The organism is Streptomyces sp. NPDC029044 (assembly GCF_040637495.1).
Lineage (GTDB): Bacteria > Actinomycetota > Actinomycetes > Streptomycetales > Streptomycetaceae > Streptomyces.
On sequence record NZ_JBEZWN010000036.1, the window covers coordinates 53,233 to 67,153 of the forward strand.

The 13,921-nt window shown below is 72.9% G+C and carries 14 protein-coding genes; 9 read left to right on the plus strand and 5 right to left on the minus strand.

The window, feature by feature from the left end; translation table 11 throughout:
• Positions 1–8 precede the first annotated feature (8 nt).
• Positions 9–1,202, minus strand: coding sequence for a sensor histidine kinase (locus tag AB0E85_RS25645; protein ID WP_361931464.1), 1,194 nt, complete (start codon positions 1,200–1,202; stop codon positions 9–11).
• A 118-nt stretch (positions 1,203–1,320) separates the two neighbouring features.
• Between AB0E85_RS25645 and AB0E85_RS25650 the strand changes: the two genes are divergently transcribed.
• The gene (locus AB0E85_RS25650; RefSeq protein WP_361931467.1) at positions 1,321–2,313 is read left to right on the plus strand and encodes an SAM-dependent methyltransferase; all 993 of its coding nucleotides are present in this window, start codon (positions 1,321–1,323) and stop codon (positions 2,311–2,313) included.
• A 21-nt stretch (positions 2,314–2,334) separates the two neighbouring features.
• Here AB0E85_RS25650 and AB0E85_RS25655 read toward each other — a convergent pair whose 3' ends face one another.
• Positions 2,335–3,486, minus strand: a complete 1,152-nt coding sequence (locus AB0E85_RS25655; RefSeq protein ID WP_361931469.1) for an NADH-quinone oxidoreductase subunit D — start codon at positions 3,484–3,486, stop codon at positions 2,335–2,337.
• A gap of 31 nt (positions 3,487–3,517) precedes the next feature.
• On the opposite strand from AB0E85_RS25655, the gene AB0E85_RS25660 reads away from it, so the two are divergent.
• Both AB0E85_RS25660 and AB0E85_RS25665 read left to right on the plus strand, forming a co-directional pair.
• Positions 3,518–4,048, plus strand: coding sequence for a PH domain-containing protein (locus tag AB0E85_RS25660; protein WP_361931471.1), 531 nt, complete (start codon positions 3,518–3,520; stop codon positions 4,046–4,048).
• Positions 4,045–5,379, plus strand: coding sequence for a PH domain-containing protein (locus AB0E85_RS25665; protein ID WP_361931473.1), 1,335 nt, complete (start codon positions 4,045–4,047; stop codon positions 5,377–5,379). The genes AB0E85_RS25660 and AB0E85_RS25665 overlap by 4 nt, the downstream gene beginning before the upstream one ends.
• 59 nt (positions 5,380–5,438) lie before the next feature.
• Here AB0E85_RS25665 and AB0E85_RS25670 read toward each other — a convergent pair whose 3' ends face one another.
• A complete protein-coding gene (locus tag AB0E85_RS25670; RefSeq protein ID WP_361931476.1) occupies positions 5,439–6,674 on the minus strand; it encodes a hypothetical protein in 1,236 nt (411 codons plus the stop codon).
• Positions 6,675–6,832: 158 nt separating this feature from the next.
• Positions 6,833–7,969 (minus strand): alpha/beta hydrolase-fold protein, encoded by a 1,137-nt coding sequence (locus AB0E85_RS25675; RefSeq protein ID WP_361931478.1) that lies wholly within the window; start codon positions 7,967–7,969, stop codon positions 6,833–6,835.
• 232 nt (positions 7,970–8,201) lie between these two features.
• Between AB0E85_RS25675 and AB0E85_RS25680 the strand changes: the two genes are divergently transcribed.
• From AB0E85_RS25680 to AB0E85_RS25705, 6 genes are all read left to right on the plus strand, one after another.
• A complete protein-coding gene (locus AB0E85_RS25680; protein WP_361931480.1) occupies positions 8,202–10,034 on the plus strand; it encodes a phosphatidylglycerol lysyltransferase domain-containing protein in 1,833 nt (610 codons plus the stop codon).
• Between the two features lie 68 nt (positions 10,035–10,102).
• The gene (folP, locus tag AB0E85_RS25685) at positions 10,103–10,984 is read left to right on the plus strand and encodes a dihydropteroate synthase (protein WP_361931482.1); all 882 of its coding nucleotides are present in this window, start codon (positions 10,103–10,105) and stop codon (positions 10,982–10,984) included.
• Complete coding sequence (locus AB0E85_RS25690; protein WP_107460336.1) at positions 10,981–11,487, plus strand: nuclear transport factor 2 family protein; 507 nt, start codon at positions 10,981–10,983, stop codon at positions 11,485–11,487. Before folP ends, AB0E85_RS25690 begins: the two co-directional genes overlap by 4 nt.
• Before the next feature lie 236 nt (positions 11,488–11,723).
• Positions 11,724–12,083 (plus strand): dihydroneopterin aldolase, encoded by a 360-nt coding sequence (folB, locus tag AB0E85_RS25695; RefSeq protein WP_361931485.1) that lies wholly within the window; start codon positions 11,724–11,726, stop codon positions 12,081–12,083.
• The gene (gene folK / locus AB0E85_RS25700) at positions 12,080–12,691 is read left to right on the plus strand and encodes a 2-amino-4-hydroxy-6-hydroxymethyldihydropteridine diphosphokinase (RefSeq protein WP_107460338.1); all 612 of its coding nucleotides are present in this window, start codon (positions 12,080–12,082) and stop codon (positions 12,689–12,691) included. Before folB ends, folK begins: the two co-directional genes overlap by 4 nt.
• A 59-nt stretch (positions 12,692–12,750) precedes the next feature.
• Positions 12,751–13,239, plus strand: coding sequence for a DUF3180 domain-containing protein (locus AB0E85_RS25705; protein ID WP_361931488.1), 489 nt, complete (start codon positions 12,751–12,753; stop codon positions 13,237–13,239).
• Positions 13,240–13,251: 12 nt separating this feature from the next.
• Here the strand turns inward: AB0E85_RS25705 and folE are convergent, their stop codons facing one another.
• The gene (folE, locus tag AB0E85_RS25710) at positions 13,252–13,857 is read right to left on the minus strand and encodes a GTP cyclohydrolase I FolE (RefSeq protein ID WP_361931491.1); all 606 of its coding nucleotides are present in this window, start codon (positions 13,855–13,857) and stop codon (positions 13,252–13,254) included.
• Positions 13,858–13,921 lie beyond the last annotated feature (64 nt).

Sequence of the window (13,921 nt, forward strand, 5' to 3'; positions counted from 1 at the left end):
CGCCGGGTTCAGTGCGCGGGTTTGAGCGGCAGCAGGGCACTGATGCGGAATCCTCCGCCCGGGCGCGGCCCCGCGTCCAGGGTGCCGCCGACCATACCGACCCGCTCGCGCATGCCGATCAGCCCGTGGCCCTGGCCGTCGAGCCCGCCCTCCTCGTACAGCTCGTGCGGGGCGCCCTTGCCGTCGTCCTCGACGAGCAGGCCGAGGCCGTCGTCGAAGTAGACCAGGCGGACGCTCGCGCCCGCGTTGGGGCCGCCGTGCTTGCGGGTGTTGGTGAGCGCCTCCTGCACGATGCGGTAGGCGGTGAGCTCGACGCCGCTGGGCAGCGGGCGGGGCGTGCCCTCGACCTTGAAGTCGACGGGGAGTCCGGAGGTGCGGCACTGCTCGACGAGGTCCTCGATCTGCTGCACGTCGGGCTGCGGCACGTACTCGCCGGCCTCCTGGTGCTCGCCGGTGCGCAGCACGCCGAGCAGGCGGCGCATCTCGGCGAGGGCCTGGCGGCCGGTGGAGGAGATGGTCTCCAGGGCCTTCTTCGCCTGGTCGGGGGCGGCGTCGAGGACGTAGGCGGCGCCGTCGGCCTGGACCACCATCACCGAGACGTTGTGCGCGACGACGTCGTGCAACTCGCGGGCGATGCGGGCCCGTTCGGCGGCCACGGCGACCTTGGACTGCGCCTCCCGCTCCTTCTCCAGGCGGGCGGCCCGCTCCTCCAGCTGCGCGAAGTAGGCACGCCGGGTGCGGAAGGAGTCGCCGAGCACCCAGGCGAGGGCGAAGGGGACGGTCTGGAGGACCGCCAGAGCGATGTCGCCCGCGAGCCCCGTCTGCTCGTTCGACCAGCGCAGCTGCGCCAGGGGGGCCGCGCACAGGCCGGCGACCAGCGCGAAGCGGGAGGCCCAGCGGGCACCTTCCGCCGCGACCGTGTAGACGATCACCAGCATGGCGAAGTCGGCGGGCAGGATCGCGACGTCGGTGACCAGCTGCGCCACGCCCACCACGGCCGCCAGCAGCAGCATCTTCTCCGGCATCCGGCGGCGCAGCGCGACCACGAGGCTCAGCAACAACGTGATCGGGAGGACGGCGGCCCACGGGCCGATCCGCTCGCCCGCCGCCCCGCCCAGCACCGAAATCCCGAGGAGGACCACGGCCCAGAAGCCGTCGACCCACATCGGGTGCCTGCGGAGGAAGTCATAGAGGCGCTGCACGTAACCCAGCGTAGGGAAGCGCGATAGGTGCAGGGGTCGCCCGGAGGACCGATCCGCACCGGGCGCGCGTACTCCGCAAGGTGGAGTTGCGTTCGTTGTGTCCGCATAGCCTGGGCCGGTGACGGCAGGGACGAGGGAAGAGTGGCGCGGGTGGCGTGCGGCGGCGCAGGACGCCCTGTACGCGCCGGGGGGCTTCTACCGGCGCGCGGAGGGACCGGCCGGGCATTTCCGGACGTCCGTGCACGCGTCGCCGCTGTTCGCCGGGGCCGTGGCGCGGCTGCTGTGCCGGGTCGACGAGGCGCTGGGGCGGCCCGCGGTGCTGGACTTCGTCGACATGGCGGCCGGACGGGGCGAGCTGGCGGGCGGGGTGCTCGCCGCGCTGCCGGCCGACGTGGCGGCCCGCACGCGCGCGTACGCCGTCGACATCGCCGAGCGGCCGGCCGGGCTCGATCACCGGATCGAGTGGCTGGCCGAGCCCCCGCGGGGGACGACGGGGCTGCTGTTCGCCAACGAGTGGCTGGACAACGTGCCTCTGGAGGTCGCGGAGGTGGACGCCGCGGGCGTCGCGCGGCTGGTGCTGGTCCGGCAGGACGGGAGTGAGCGGCTCGGGGAGCCGGTGGCCGGGGCGCAGGAGCGATGGCTGCGGCGGTGGTGGCCGCTGCCCGGCGAGGAGGGGCTGCGGGCCGAGATCGGGCTGCCCCGGGACGAGGCGTGGGCCACGGCGGTCGCGACGCTCGGGCGCGGGCTCGCGGTGGCCGTGGACTACGCGCACACGGCGGACACCCGGCCCCCGTTCGGGACGCTGACCGGCTTCCGCGAGGGCCGCGAGACGACACCGGTACCGGACGGCTCCTGCGACATCACCGCGCACGTCGCCCTGGACGCGTGCACGCTGCCCGGCGGGCGCGTGCTCCCCCAGCGCGAGGCGCTGCGCACCCTGGGCGTAACCGGCGCGCGCCCCCCGCTCACGCTGGCCTCCACCGACCCCGCCGCCTACGTACGCGCCCTCGCGAGCGCCGGTGAGGCCGCCGAGCTGACCGCGACGGGCGGGCTGGGCGACTTCGGCTGGCTGGTGCAGCCGGTCGGCATCCCGGACCCCTTCCAGGGATGAGCCCCTGCTCGCCGAAGTCCCCTACTTGTCGATGTCCCCGACCACGAAGAACATCGACCCCAGGATCGCCACCATGTCCGCGACCAGCGTCCCCGGCAGCAGCTCCGTCAGCGCCTGGATGTTGTTGTACGACGCCGAGCGCAGCTTCAGCCGGTACGGGGTCTTCTCGCCCTTGCTGACGAGGTAGTAGCCGTTGATGCCGAGGGGGTTCTCGGTCCACGCGTACGTGTGACCCTCCGGTGCCTTCAGGACCTTCGGGAGCCGCTGGTTGACCGGGCCGGGCGGCAGCTCGGCGAGCCGGTCGAGGCAGGCGTCGGCCAGGTCCAGCGCGTTGTGCGTCTGCTCCAGGAGGCACTCGAAGCGGGCGAGGCAGTCGCCCTCCTGCCGGGTGACCACCTTCAGCGTGTCCTGGAGGTCGCCGTAGGCGAGGTACGGCTCGTCGCGGCGCAGGTCGAAGTCGACGCCCGAGGCACGGCCGATCGGCCCGCTGACCCCGTAGGCGTGCACGGCCTCCGGGGTGAGGACGCCGACGTCCCTCGTGCGGCCGCGGAAGATCTCGTTGCCGAGCACCAGGTCGTCGAAGCGGTCCATGCGGGAGCGCACGTCGGCGACGGCGGTGCGCGCGCGGGCGGTCCACCCGGCCGGCAGGTCCTCCTTGAGGCCGCCCACCCGGTTGAACATGTAGTGCATCCGCCCGCCGGAGATCTCCTCCATGACGTGCTGGAGCTCCTCGCGCTCCCGGAAGGCGTAGAAGATCGGGGTGATCCCGCCGAGTTCCAGCGGGTACGAGCCGAGGAACATCAGGTGGTTGAGCACCCGGTTCAGCTCGGCGAGCAGCGTGCGCAGCCACACCGCGCGCTCGGGGACCTCCATGCCGAGCATCCGCTCCACGGCCAGGACCACGCCCAGCTCGTTGGAGAACGCCGACAGCCAGTCGTGGCGGTTGGCGAGCATGATGATCTGGCGGTAGTCGCGCGCCTCGAACAGCTTCTCCGCGCCGCGGTGCATGTAGCCGATCACCGGCTCCGCGTGCCGGATGCGCTCGCCGTCCAGGACGAGCTTCAGCCGCAGCACGCCGTGGGTGGACGGGTGTTGCGGCCCGATGTTGAGCACCATGTCGGTGCTCTCCGCGGCGCCGCCGATTCCGACCATGGTCTCCGTCGTAGGAGTCATGGACACAGTCTCTCCTACGTACGCTGGCCCCATGGATACGGGGAGTCCGCAGGACACGGGACCGGACGCGTCGCAGGGCACCACGGGGGCGGCCGGGGGTGAGCCGGTGTGGATCGCGCTGCCGCCCGGGCTGCTGAAGATGCGCCGCCTGCTGCTGGTGGTGTGGCTGGGGCTGATCACCCTGGCCGCCGGGCTGCTGCCGGGGCTGCTGGCCGGGCCCGCCTGGGCCGCCTTCGCCCTGCCGCCGCTCGCCCTGCTGGCCTGGGGCTGGGTGATGACCGAGCGCAACTGGCGTTCCTGGCGGTACGCCGAGCGGGCCGACGACCTGCTGATCAGCCGGGGCGTGCTGTGGCGCGAGGAGACCGTCGTGCCGTACGGGCGGATGCAGCTGGTCGAGGTCACCTCCGGGCCCGTCGAGCGGCACTTCGGGCTGGCCAGCGTGCAGCTGCACACGGCCGCCGCGGCGACCGACGCGACCATCCCCGGCCTGGATCCGGCCGAGGCGGAGCGGCTGCGCGACCGGCTCACCGAGCTGGGCGAAGCCCGGTCGGCGGGGCTGTGACGGCGCCCGGGGCCGCCGAGGCCTCCGAGGCCGCCCCAGGCGTGACCGAGCGGCGGCTGCACCCGGTCACCCCGCTGCGCCGCGCCTGGGCACCGGTCGCCGTGCTGATCGGCTGGGCCGTGCACGACCCGGACGGGGCGCAGCGCCATCTGACCCGGCTGACGACGACCACCCTGCTGATCGGCCTCGCCGTGCTCGTCCCGGCCGCCGCCCTCTACGGCTTCTGCTCCTGGTGGTTCACGCACTTCGCGGTGACCGACACCGAACTGCGCATCCGCACCGGGCTGGTCTTCCGGCGCACCGCGCACATCCGGCTGGAGCGGATCCAGGCCGTCGACGTCACCCAGCCGCTGCTGGCCCGGGTCGCGGGCGTCGCCAAGCTGAAGCTCGACGTCATAGGCACCGACAAGAAGGACGAGCTGGCCTTTCTCGGTGCGGACGAGGCACGGGCGCTGCGGGCCGAACTGCTCGCCCGGGCGGCCGGTTTCGCACCCGAGAGCGCGCACGAGGTCGGCGAGGCCCCGTCCCGTCGGCTGCTGCGGGTGCCGCCCGGTGTCCTCGCCCTGTCGTTGGTGTTGACGGGCGCGACCTGGGTGTCGCTGGCCGCGGCGCTCGTCGTCCCGCCGGTGCTGTGGCTGGTCACCCACAGCCTGTGGACGGTCCTCGCGGTCGCCCTGCCGCTGCTGGGCACGGCGGGCGCGAGCAGCGTCGGACGGTTCGTCGCCGAGTACGACTGGACGCTGGCCGAGTCGCCCGACGGGCTGCGTATCGACCACGGGCTGCTGGACCGGTCCCACGAGACGGTGCCGCCGGGACGCGTCCAGACCGTGCGGATCGTGGAACCGCTGCTGTGGCGGCGGCGCGGCTGGGTCCGCGTGGAACTGGACGTGGCGGGCTCCTCCAACTCCGTGCTGGTGCCGGTCGCTCCGCGCGAGATCGCCGAGGACGTCGTCGCGCGCGTGCTGCCCGGGGTGAGCGTGCCGGGTCCCGCGGAGCTGTCACCGGCGCCGCGCGGCGCCCGCTGGTGCGTTCCGCTGTGGTGGCGCGGGTACGGACTCGCCGTCACGGACGCGGTGTTCGCGTCCCGGTCCGGTCTGCTGCGGCGGAGCCTGGCGCTGGTGCCGCACGCCAAGGTGCAGAGCGTGCGGATGACACAGGGACCGTGGGAACGGGCCCGGGGCCTCGCCGACGTGTGTGTGGACACGGGCGCGGACAAAACCGTACGGGCCCGGCTGCGGGACGCGGCCGGGGCGCGCGAGCTGCTGGCGGCGCAGGCGGAACGGTCCCGCACGGGGCGCCGGGACGCGCGGCCGGACCGCTGGATGGCATGACCGCGTACATGCGCGGGGCCCCTCGGCCGTAGCCGAGGGGCCCCGCGCCGGAAGACGTGTCAGGACACCGCGCTGCGCAGCCCCTGTACGTCGATCTGCTCCGTCTCGTCGTGCGCCGTCAGGTCGATGACCTGGCCGATGCCGCGCGACTCCTCGTCGGCCGGCTTGTAGCGGGCCTCGGTTTCCGCCTTGTGCAGGGCGAGCGCCTCCTGGCCGACCACATCGGCGAGGTCCTCGTTCTGCACGGCCTCCAGGGCCTCCCGCGAGGTGCCCGCCTTCGTGCCGAAGAAGTCGAACCCGCCGCCGGCCTGCGGACGCCGCACCGGCGACTGCGGCGGGACGGCCACGGCGGTCGGCACGGTGTAGTGCCCGGAGCGCCGGCCCGCGGGCTGCTCGGCCCGCGCGGGCTCCGGGAGCCGGCCGGTCCCGCCGGCCGGCACGGCGGTCCCGCCGGCCGGCACTGCGGTCCCTCCGCCCGGCGCGGACGTCCCGTCGCCCGGCGCGGACGTCTCGGCGGTCGTGCGCTCGTGCCCGTCGTCCGCCGCGGACTTCTCCTGCGCCTCGGCCGCCGGCGCCTGCTCCCGCTGCTCGTCCTGCTCCGGCTCCGGCTGCTCCTGCTCCTGCGCGGGCTCCGCGTCCTCGTCCTTCGGCGCGCCGTCGCCGTCGCCGCCACCGTCCGGGTCCGGGACCGGCACCGTCTCGCCGTCGAACCGGGCGAGGGCGGCCGCGGCCCGCAGGAAGAGCCGGGAGCCCTCGGGCGAGAACACGGCGGGAACCGCGGGCTCCTCCGCCGCGGCGGGAGCGGCAGGCGTCTCGTCCGCGTCCGGTGCGGTGTCCGCCGCATCCGACGCTCCGGCCGGCAGCGCGGCCCGTACCGGAGCCGTCGCCTCTATCTCCAGCATCCGGCGGTCTTCGAGGACGCTCGCGCGATCGGCCTCCGCCGTGGCGTACCGGCGCAGCAGCGCGGCGTGCTCGTTGCGCAGACCGGCCAGCTCCGTGCGCTTGGAGCGCAGCCGCTGCTCCAGCTTCGCCCGCAGCTCGCGCGACTCGTCGAGGTCGGCCTCCAGTTCGGCGACGCGCTCCTCGAAGCGCCACTCGTCGCTCGCCCGCGCGCGCGTGAGGTCGGCGACGCGCTTGCCCGCCTGGGTGTCCCAACGGCGCAGCACGACCGCGCCGATGACCGCCGTCGCCGCGGCGGCCGCGGCCAGACCGCGGAGCACCATCGGCTCCGTGAACACCCAGGGCCCCAACGCGCAGACGAGGGAGACGCCTGCGATCGCCGACGGGGGCAGCATCCTGTGAAGGGGCGGGGAATGGCGGTGACGTCCACGTGGCATGGCCAGAAACTTACCGCGCGTAGGCGAATCATGGTGACCCACCCCGCAAAAACAAAACCACACCGAAACGTTCACACGCCATCAGAACGAGGGAAGAACCGGAATCGGCCGCTCGCTCAATTCCCAAGATCATTTCCCCGCCCGGTCAGACGCCCGCTCATCCACTCCAGTGCCGCCGGAATCTCGCGCCGCCAGGTGTTGAAGTTGTGCCCGCCGCTTTCCAGCACGATCGACGAGATCCCCGTCCGCCCGGTGTCCTTCACCCGCTCTATGAACCGCAGCGTGTCCCGGTAGTTGGTCTCGCCGCGCTTGCTGCTGCTGACCAGCAGGGACGTGTCGGGAGCGGGCATGTGCGCGAGGTACCACCACAGATCGGCGCGATTGCGCAGCGCCTTGTCGCCCTGGAAGAGATCGCCCGTCGTGGCGTCGATCGGCGCCTTGTAGTAAGCGGACAAGCCCGCCCCGGCGGCGTACACACCGGGATGGTGCAGCGCGATCTTCAACGCGCAGTACCCGCCCGTGGAGTTGCCGATGATGCCCAGGCCGCCGGCCTTTTCGGCCACCCTGTAGTGCGAGCGCAACGCGTCGGGGAGGTCCTTCGCGAAGAACGACTCGGTCTGCGGACCGCCCGGGATGTCGACGCACTCCGTGTCCCGGGGCGGTGCCACCGTGGGCCGCAGCATCACGAGGATCATCGGCTCCGCCCGGCCCTCCCGGGCCAGTTCCAGAGCCGTACGCGGATAGTGGAGCTTCTCCACCAGCGCCGACGCCGTACCCGGATAGCCGGTCAGCACGACGGCCGCCGGGAACCTGTGCGTGCGGTACCGCGGCTGGAAGTACTCCGGCGGCAGATAGACGTACGCGGGCGTGGCGATCCGCGTCGTACGGCCCACGATCTCGACCTGCTGGACCCGGCCGCCGGCCCGAGGCGGCGCAGCGCCCGCTCCCGGCACCGGGCGGGAGCCGACCACCTCCAGCGGACCGCCGCCCGGCGTGTGGTCGACGACCACGCCCTGGTCCTTCTCCTGCCCGAACAGGTCCGCCCAGCTCGCGTAGAAGCCGAAGGCCTGGTTGGCGGCGAGGCCCACCGCGGCGAACAGCGCCAGCTGCGTGCCCAGCAGCAGCCCGATGCGCCCGCCCACCGCACGCCAACTCCGCCGGGCCAGCCGTGGCCACAGCCAGACCGTGCCGGCGAACAGCAGCACGGCGGACAACACCGCCAGCACCAGCACCTTGTTGCTCGTCAGACCCATGGGTTGGTTACCTGTCCGCACTCTCTGTCCGGACCCGCCCCGCGACACACCTTCGCAAGGGCTTGTCCCGGACTTTCCTCGGCCTTTGAAACGCCTTTGTCGTGGGGAGTGAACCTCTCCCCCCGAGACACCGTCCTAGAGGGCGCAATGTCGCCGGATGCCCGAATCGGCACCGGATCCAAGGTCTCTCGCAGAACTACGGGATGCGATGTCTGTCAGGACAGATGAGGAAATGTCGGGCGAGGTTCCGAGCCGCAGCAGCGGCGCGGCCCGCCCGGGCCGGGTGAGCCGGATACTGCGCGGGCCACGCCCCGAAGCCGTCCCCGTCCTCGTCGGCAGAGCCTGCGCCCTGGTGGGCGTCCTGGACATCGGCGCGGGCGTCTTCCCCCGCTTCCGGCACAGCCGGATGCACGCCATCGCCGAGGTCCTGCCCGGCGCGCTCGGCCCGTTCGCCGCCGCCCTGTCCCTCAGCACCGGCGTGCTGTTGCTGCTGCTCGCCCACGGCCTCAAGCGCGGCAAACGCCGGGCCTGGCGGGCCGCCGTGGCGCTCCTGCCCGCAGGCGCAGTCGCCCAGTTCACCTACCGGCACTCGCTCGTCGGCACGCTGATCTCCCTGGCACTGCTGGTACCCCTGCTGCGCCACCGGGACCAGTTCAACGCCCTGCCCGACCCGCGCAGCCGCTGGCGGGCCCTCGCCAACTTCGTTCTCATGAGCGCCGGTTCGCTCCTGCTCGGGCTGCTCATCGTCAGCGTCCACAGCGAGCGCATCGTCGGCGACCCCAGCCTCGCCGACCGCATCACCCACGTCATCTACGGCCTGTTCGGCTTCGAGGGCCCGGTCGACTACCAGGGCAACACCTCCTGGACCGTCGCCTTCTCGCTCGGCGCCCTCGGTCTGCTCACCGCCGTCACCACCATCTACCTGGCCTTCCGCCCCGAACACCCCGCCGCACGGCTCACCGAGGAGGACGAGGCCCGGCTGCGCGCCCTGCTCGACAAGCACGGGCGCCGCGACTCCCTCGGCCACTTCGCCCTGCGCCGCGACAAGGCCGTCGTCTTCTCCCCCAGCGGCAAGGCCGCCGTCACCTACCGCGTCGTCTCCGGCGTGATGCTCGCCAGCGGCGACCCGATCGGCGACGTCGAGGCCTGGCCCGGCGCCATCGAACGGTTCATGGACGAGGCCAAAGCCCACTCCTGGACCCCCGCCGTCATGGGCTGCTCCGAGACCGGAGGCGAGGTGTGGACCCGCGAGACCGGGCTCGACGCCCTCGAACTGGGCGACGAGGCGGTGGTGGACGTCGCGGATTTCTCCCTCGCCGGCCGCGCGATGCGCAACGTGCGCCAGATGGTCAAGCGCATCGAGCGCGCCGGTTACGAGACCCGGGTACGACGTGTCCGTGACCTCGGCGAAGCCGAACTGGAGCGCATCCGCCAGGCCGCCGACGACTGGCGCGGCACCGACACCGAACGCGGCTTCTCCATGGCCCTGGGCCGCGTCGGCGACCCCGCGGACGGCGACTGCCTCATCGCCACCGCCCACAAGCAGGACGACCACCCCGGCCCCTACGGCGACCTGAAGGCGATCCTGCACTTCGTGCCCTGGGGCACCGACGGCGTCTCCCTGGACCTGATGCGCCGCGACCGCTCCGCCGACCCCGGCATGAACGAACTGCTCATCGTGGCCGCCCTCCAGGCCGCCCCCAAACTGGGCGTCGCACGCGTCTCCCTCAACTTCGCCATGTTCCGCGCGGCCCTCGCCCGCGGCGAGAAGATCGGCGCCGGCCCCGTGCTGCGCGCCTGGCGCGGACTGCTGGTCTTCCTCTCCCGCTGGTTCCAGATCGAGTCCCTGTACAAGTTCAACGCCAAGTTCCAGCCGCGCTGGGAGCCGCGGTTCGTCGTCTACCGCGCCTCCGCCGACCTGCCCCGCATCGGTTTCGCCGCCATGCAGGCCGAAGGCTTCGTCACCCTCGCCCTGCCCCTGCCGCGCTTCCTGCGCCGACGGCGCCCGGCCGCGCACCGCCCGTGCGCCCACGGCACCGCGGAACGGGGCGTCCGGGCCGCGTAGGGCCGCCCGAGGGGCCGTCGCACGGGCCGAAGCGCCTGACGGCCCCCGCCGGGGCCTACGCTGAACATATGAGCAACCAGAGCGGACGCGGGCGCGTGGCGGGCCTACCGGAACGGGACCGCTGCGCGGTCATGGGAGTCGTGAACGTCACCCCCGACTCCTTCTCCGACGGCGGCCGCTTCTTCGACACCACGGCCGCCGTCAAGCGCGGCCTCGACCTGGTCACCGAGGGCGCCGACCTGGTCGACGTCGGCGGCGAGTCCACCCGCCCCGGAGCCACCCGGGTCGACGAGGCCGAGGAACTGCGCCGCGTCGTCCCCGTCGTGCGCGGCCTGGCCTCCGAGGGCGTCACGGTCTCCGTCGACACCGTGCGCGCCTCCGTCGCCGAACGGGCCCTCGCGGCCGGCGCCGCCCTCGTCAACGACGTCAGCGGCGGTCTCGCCGACCCCCGCATGATCCCGGCCGTCGCCGACGCCGGAGCCCCCTTCGTCGTCATGCACTGGCGCGGCTTCCTCCAGGGCGGCAACGTCCGGGGCGAGTACACCGACGTCGTCACCGAAGTCGTCGACGAACTGCACGCGCGCGTGGAGGCCGTCCTGGCCGGAGGCATCGCCGCCGACCGGGTCATCGTCGACCCCGGCCTCGGCTTCTCCAAGGACGCCGAGCACGACCTCGCCCTCCTCGCCGGCCTCGACCGCGTCCTCGCCCTCGGCCACCCACTGCTCGTCGCCGCCTCCCGCAAACGCTTCCTCGGCCGGATCCTCGCCGGCCCCGACGGCCCGCCGCCGCCCGCACGCGAACGCGACGCGGCCACCGCCGCCGTCTCCGCGCTCGCCGCACACGCCGGCGCATGGGCCGTCCGCGTCCACGAGGTCCGCGCCACGGCCGACGCGGTCCGCGTCGCCCGCGCCATCGCCGGGGCGCGCACCGGCACAGAAGGAGCCCGGTGAGCGCCCCGCACACCGACGTCGAGCAGGTCGAGGCCGCCAACACCGCCTTCTACGAGGCACTGGAACAGGGCGACTTCGAGGAACTGGCGTCACTCTGGCTCACCCCCTCGGACCTGGGCGTCGACGAGAGCTACCACGACCCGGCCGACACCGGCGTGGTCTCCTGCGTGCACCCCGGCTGGCCCGTGCTCACCGGCCGCGGCGAGGTCCTGCGGTCGTACGCGCTGATCATGGCGAACACCGACTACATCCAGTTCTTCCTCACCGACGTGCACGTCTCCGTCACCGGCGACACCGCCCTGGTCAACTGCACCGAGAACATCCTCAGCGGCGGACCCGCTCCCGAGGGCGCCGGCGAGGAGCTCGGCCCGCTCGTCGGGCAGCTCGTGGTCGCCACCAACGTGTTCCGGCGCACGCCCCTGGGGTGGAAGCTCTGGTCGCACCACGCTTCCCCCGTCCTGGCCGAAACCGACGAGGACGAGCAGGACGACACCCCCGCGTGAGTGGGTAGGCGGCAGGAAGTGGTTGGAATCACGGACGCCCGGGTAGGGGCGGCTACCAACCTGTGCACCGACGGGTTCCCCAGGGGAAACGCCGGATGAATCCATCAGAAGGGCCCTGAGCCTCTACCCCCGTGGCCCGGACCCGCCCGTGCCCGCAGGTAGATTCGACCGAGGCCGGTGTGCCGACCGCACTCGGCACCGCCCGGCCCTGACCGACGATTGCAGGAGTGATTCGCGTGGATCGTGTCGCGCTGCGCGGCCTGAAGGCCCGCGGGCACCACGGCGTGTTCCCCCAGGAACGCGCGGAGGGCCAGACCTTCATCGTGGACCTCGTCCTCGGCCTGGACACCCGACCGGCCGCGGCCGACGACGACCTGGCGAAGACCGTGCACTACGGCATCGTGGCGGAGGAGGTCGTGGCCGTCGTCGAGGGCGAGCCCGTCGACCTCATCGAGACGCTCGCCGAGCGCATCGCCCAGGCCTGTCTGAAGCACGAGGGAGTGCAGGAGGTCGAGGTCTGCGTCCACAAACCGGACGCCCCGATCACCGTCCCCTTCGACGACGTGACCGTCACCATCACCCGGAGCCGAGCATGACCGCGCCCTTCATCAAGGGTCCGACCGACCCGACCGTACAGCCGGTGCCCACTTCCGTCGTCGAGAAGGTCGACGCCGCCGACACCACCCTGTCCAACCCCAAACGGGCGGTGGTCGCCCTCGGCTCCAACCTCGGCAACCGCCTGGAGACCCTCCAGGGGGCCATCGACGCCCTGGAGGACACGCCCGGCGTCCGCATCAAGGGCGTCTCCCCCGTCTACGAGACCGAGCCCTGGGGCGTGGACCCCGGCAGCCAGCCCGCCTACTTCAACGCCGTCGTGGTCCTCAAGACCACCCTCCCGCCCTCCTCGCTCCTGGAGCGCGCGCACGCAGTCGAAGAGGCCTTCCACCGCGTCCGGGACGAGCACTGGGGCCCGCGCACCCTCGACGTCGACATCGTCTCCTACGCCGACGTCGTCTCCGACGACCCGCAGCTCACCCTCCCCCACCCCCGCGCCCACGAACGCGCCTTCGTCCTGGCCCCCTGGCACGACCTGGACCCCGAGGCACAGCTGCCCGGCCGCGGCCCGGTCGCCGGTCTGCTGGACGCCGTCACCCGCGACGGTGTGGCGCCCCGCACCGACCTGGAACTCCGGCTGCCCGAGTAGCCGTTAAGGTCAAGACGGCCGCGAACCGGGCCGGAAGCCGGGGGAACCGAAGGGACACCGTGAGAGAGCTGCGTATCCGGGTGCTGGCCGGCGTCTTCGTCGTGGCCGGAGTCCTCTCCTGGGCGGGCGCCCGCCTGTGGAACTCGGTCGGAACGCTCCCCAGCGTCCCCCTGGCCGCCCCCGTCGTCCTGGCCGTGATCGCCGTGATCCTGCTGGCCACGGCGCTCTCGATCCGCGCCCGGCTCAAGGCCCAGCGGGAGCGCCGCCCCGAGGCCAAGGGCGTCGACCCCCTCATGGCGGCCCGCGCGGTCGTCTTCGGCCACGCCAGCGCCCTGGTCGCCGCCCTGGTCGCCGGCATGTACGGCGGCACCGGCGTCTTCCTCCTGGAATCGCTCGACATCCCCGCCCGCCGCGACCAGGCCATCTACGCCGGCCTCTCCGTCGTCGCGGGCATCGGCGTCATAGCGGCCGCCATCTTCCTGGAGCGCGTCTGCAAGCTCCCGGAGGACGACGAGAACGACGGCACGGGGGTTGCCCCGACGGTGTGAGGCAGGGCGGCGTCAGCGGGCCATGATGAGGCTCATGGCCTCGTTACGGGTCGCCGGGTCGCGCAGCTGTCCCCGGACCGCCGAGGTGATCGTCTTGGCGCCCACCTTCCGGACACCGCGCATCGACATGCACATGTGCTCGCACTCGACGACGACGATCACGCCGCGCGGCTCCAGGATCTCCATCAGGGAGTCGGCGATCTGGGTGGTGAGCCGCTCCTGCACCTGCGGGCGCCGGGCATAGACGTCCACGAGCCGGGCGAGCTTCGACAAGCCGGTGATCTTGCCCTCGACGGACGGGATGTAGCCGACGTGCGCGACGCCCACGAACGGCACGAGGTGGTGTTCGCAGGAACTCAGGACCTCGATGTCCTTCACGAGCACCATCTCGTCGTGCCCCAGGTCGAACGTCGTGGTCAGCACGTCCTCGGGCTTCTGCCACAGCCCGGCGAATATCTCCTTGTACGCCCGCGCCACCCGCGCCGGCGTCTCCCTCAGGCCCTCGCGGTCCGGGTCCTCGCCGACCGCGATCAGGAGTTCGCGTACGGCGTTCTCGGCGCGCTTCTCGTCGAACGCGCCGATCTGGCCCTCGCCGTCCAGCGTCACGGGGTCGGTCATCTGGTGCCTCGTTCCTGTTCCTTCACGGTGGGCCTGCGCATATGGCGCAAAGCCGCGCCCCCCA

Coding starts and splice junctions, on each gene's coding strand:
- folP (WP_361931482.1), top strand. CDS start 10,103: ATGAGCAACCAGAGCGGACGCGGGCGCGTGGCGGGCCTACCGGAACGG.
- AB0E85_RS25680 (WP_361931480.1), top strand. CDS start 8,202: ATGTCGGGCGAGGTTCCGAGCCGCAGCAGCGGCGCGGCCCGCCCGGGC.
- folE (WP_361931491.1), bottom strand. CDS start 13,857: ATGACCGACCCCGTGACGCTGGACGGCGAGGGCCAGATCGGCGCGTTC.
- AB0E85_RS25670 (WP_361931476.1), bottom strand. CDS start 6,674: ATGCTGCCCCCGTCGGCGATCGCAGGCGTCTCCCTCGTCTGCGCGTTG.
- AB0E85_RS25660 (WP_361931471.1), top strand. CDS start 3,518: ATGGATACGGGGAGTCCGCAGGACACGGGACCGGACGCGTCGCAGGGC.
- folK (WP_107460338.1), top strand. CDS start 12,080: ATGACCGCGCCCTTCATCAAGGGTCCGACCGACCCGACCGTACAGCCG.
- AB0E85_RS25675 (WP_361931478.1), bottom strand. CDS start 7,969: ATGGGTCTGACGAGCAACAAGGTGCTGGTGCTGGCGGTGTTGTCCGCC.
- AB0E85_RS25655 (WP_361931469.1), bottom strand. CDS start 3,486: ATGACTCCTACGACGGAGACCATGGTCGGAATCGGCGGCGCCGCGGAG.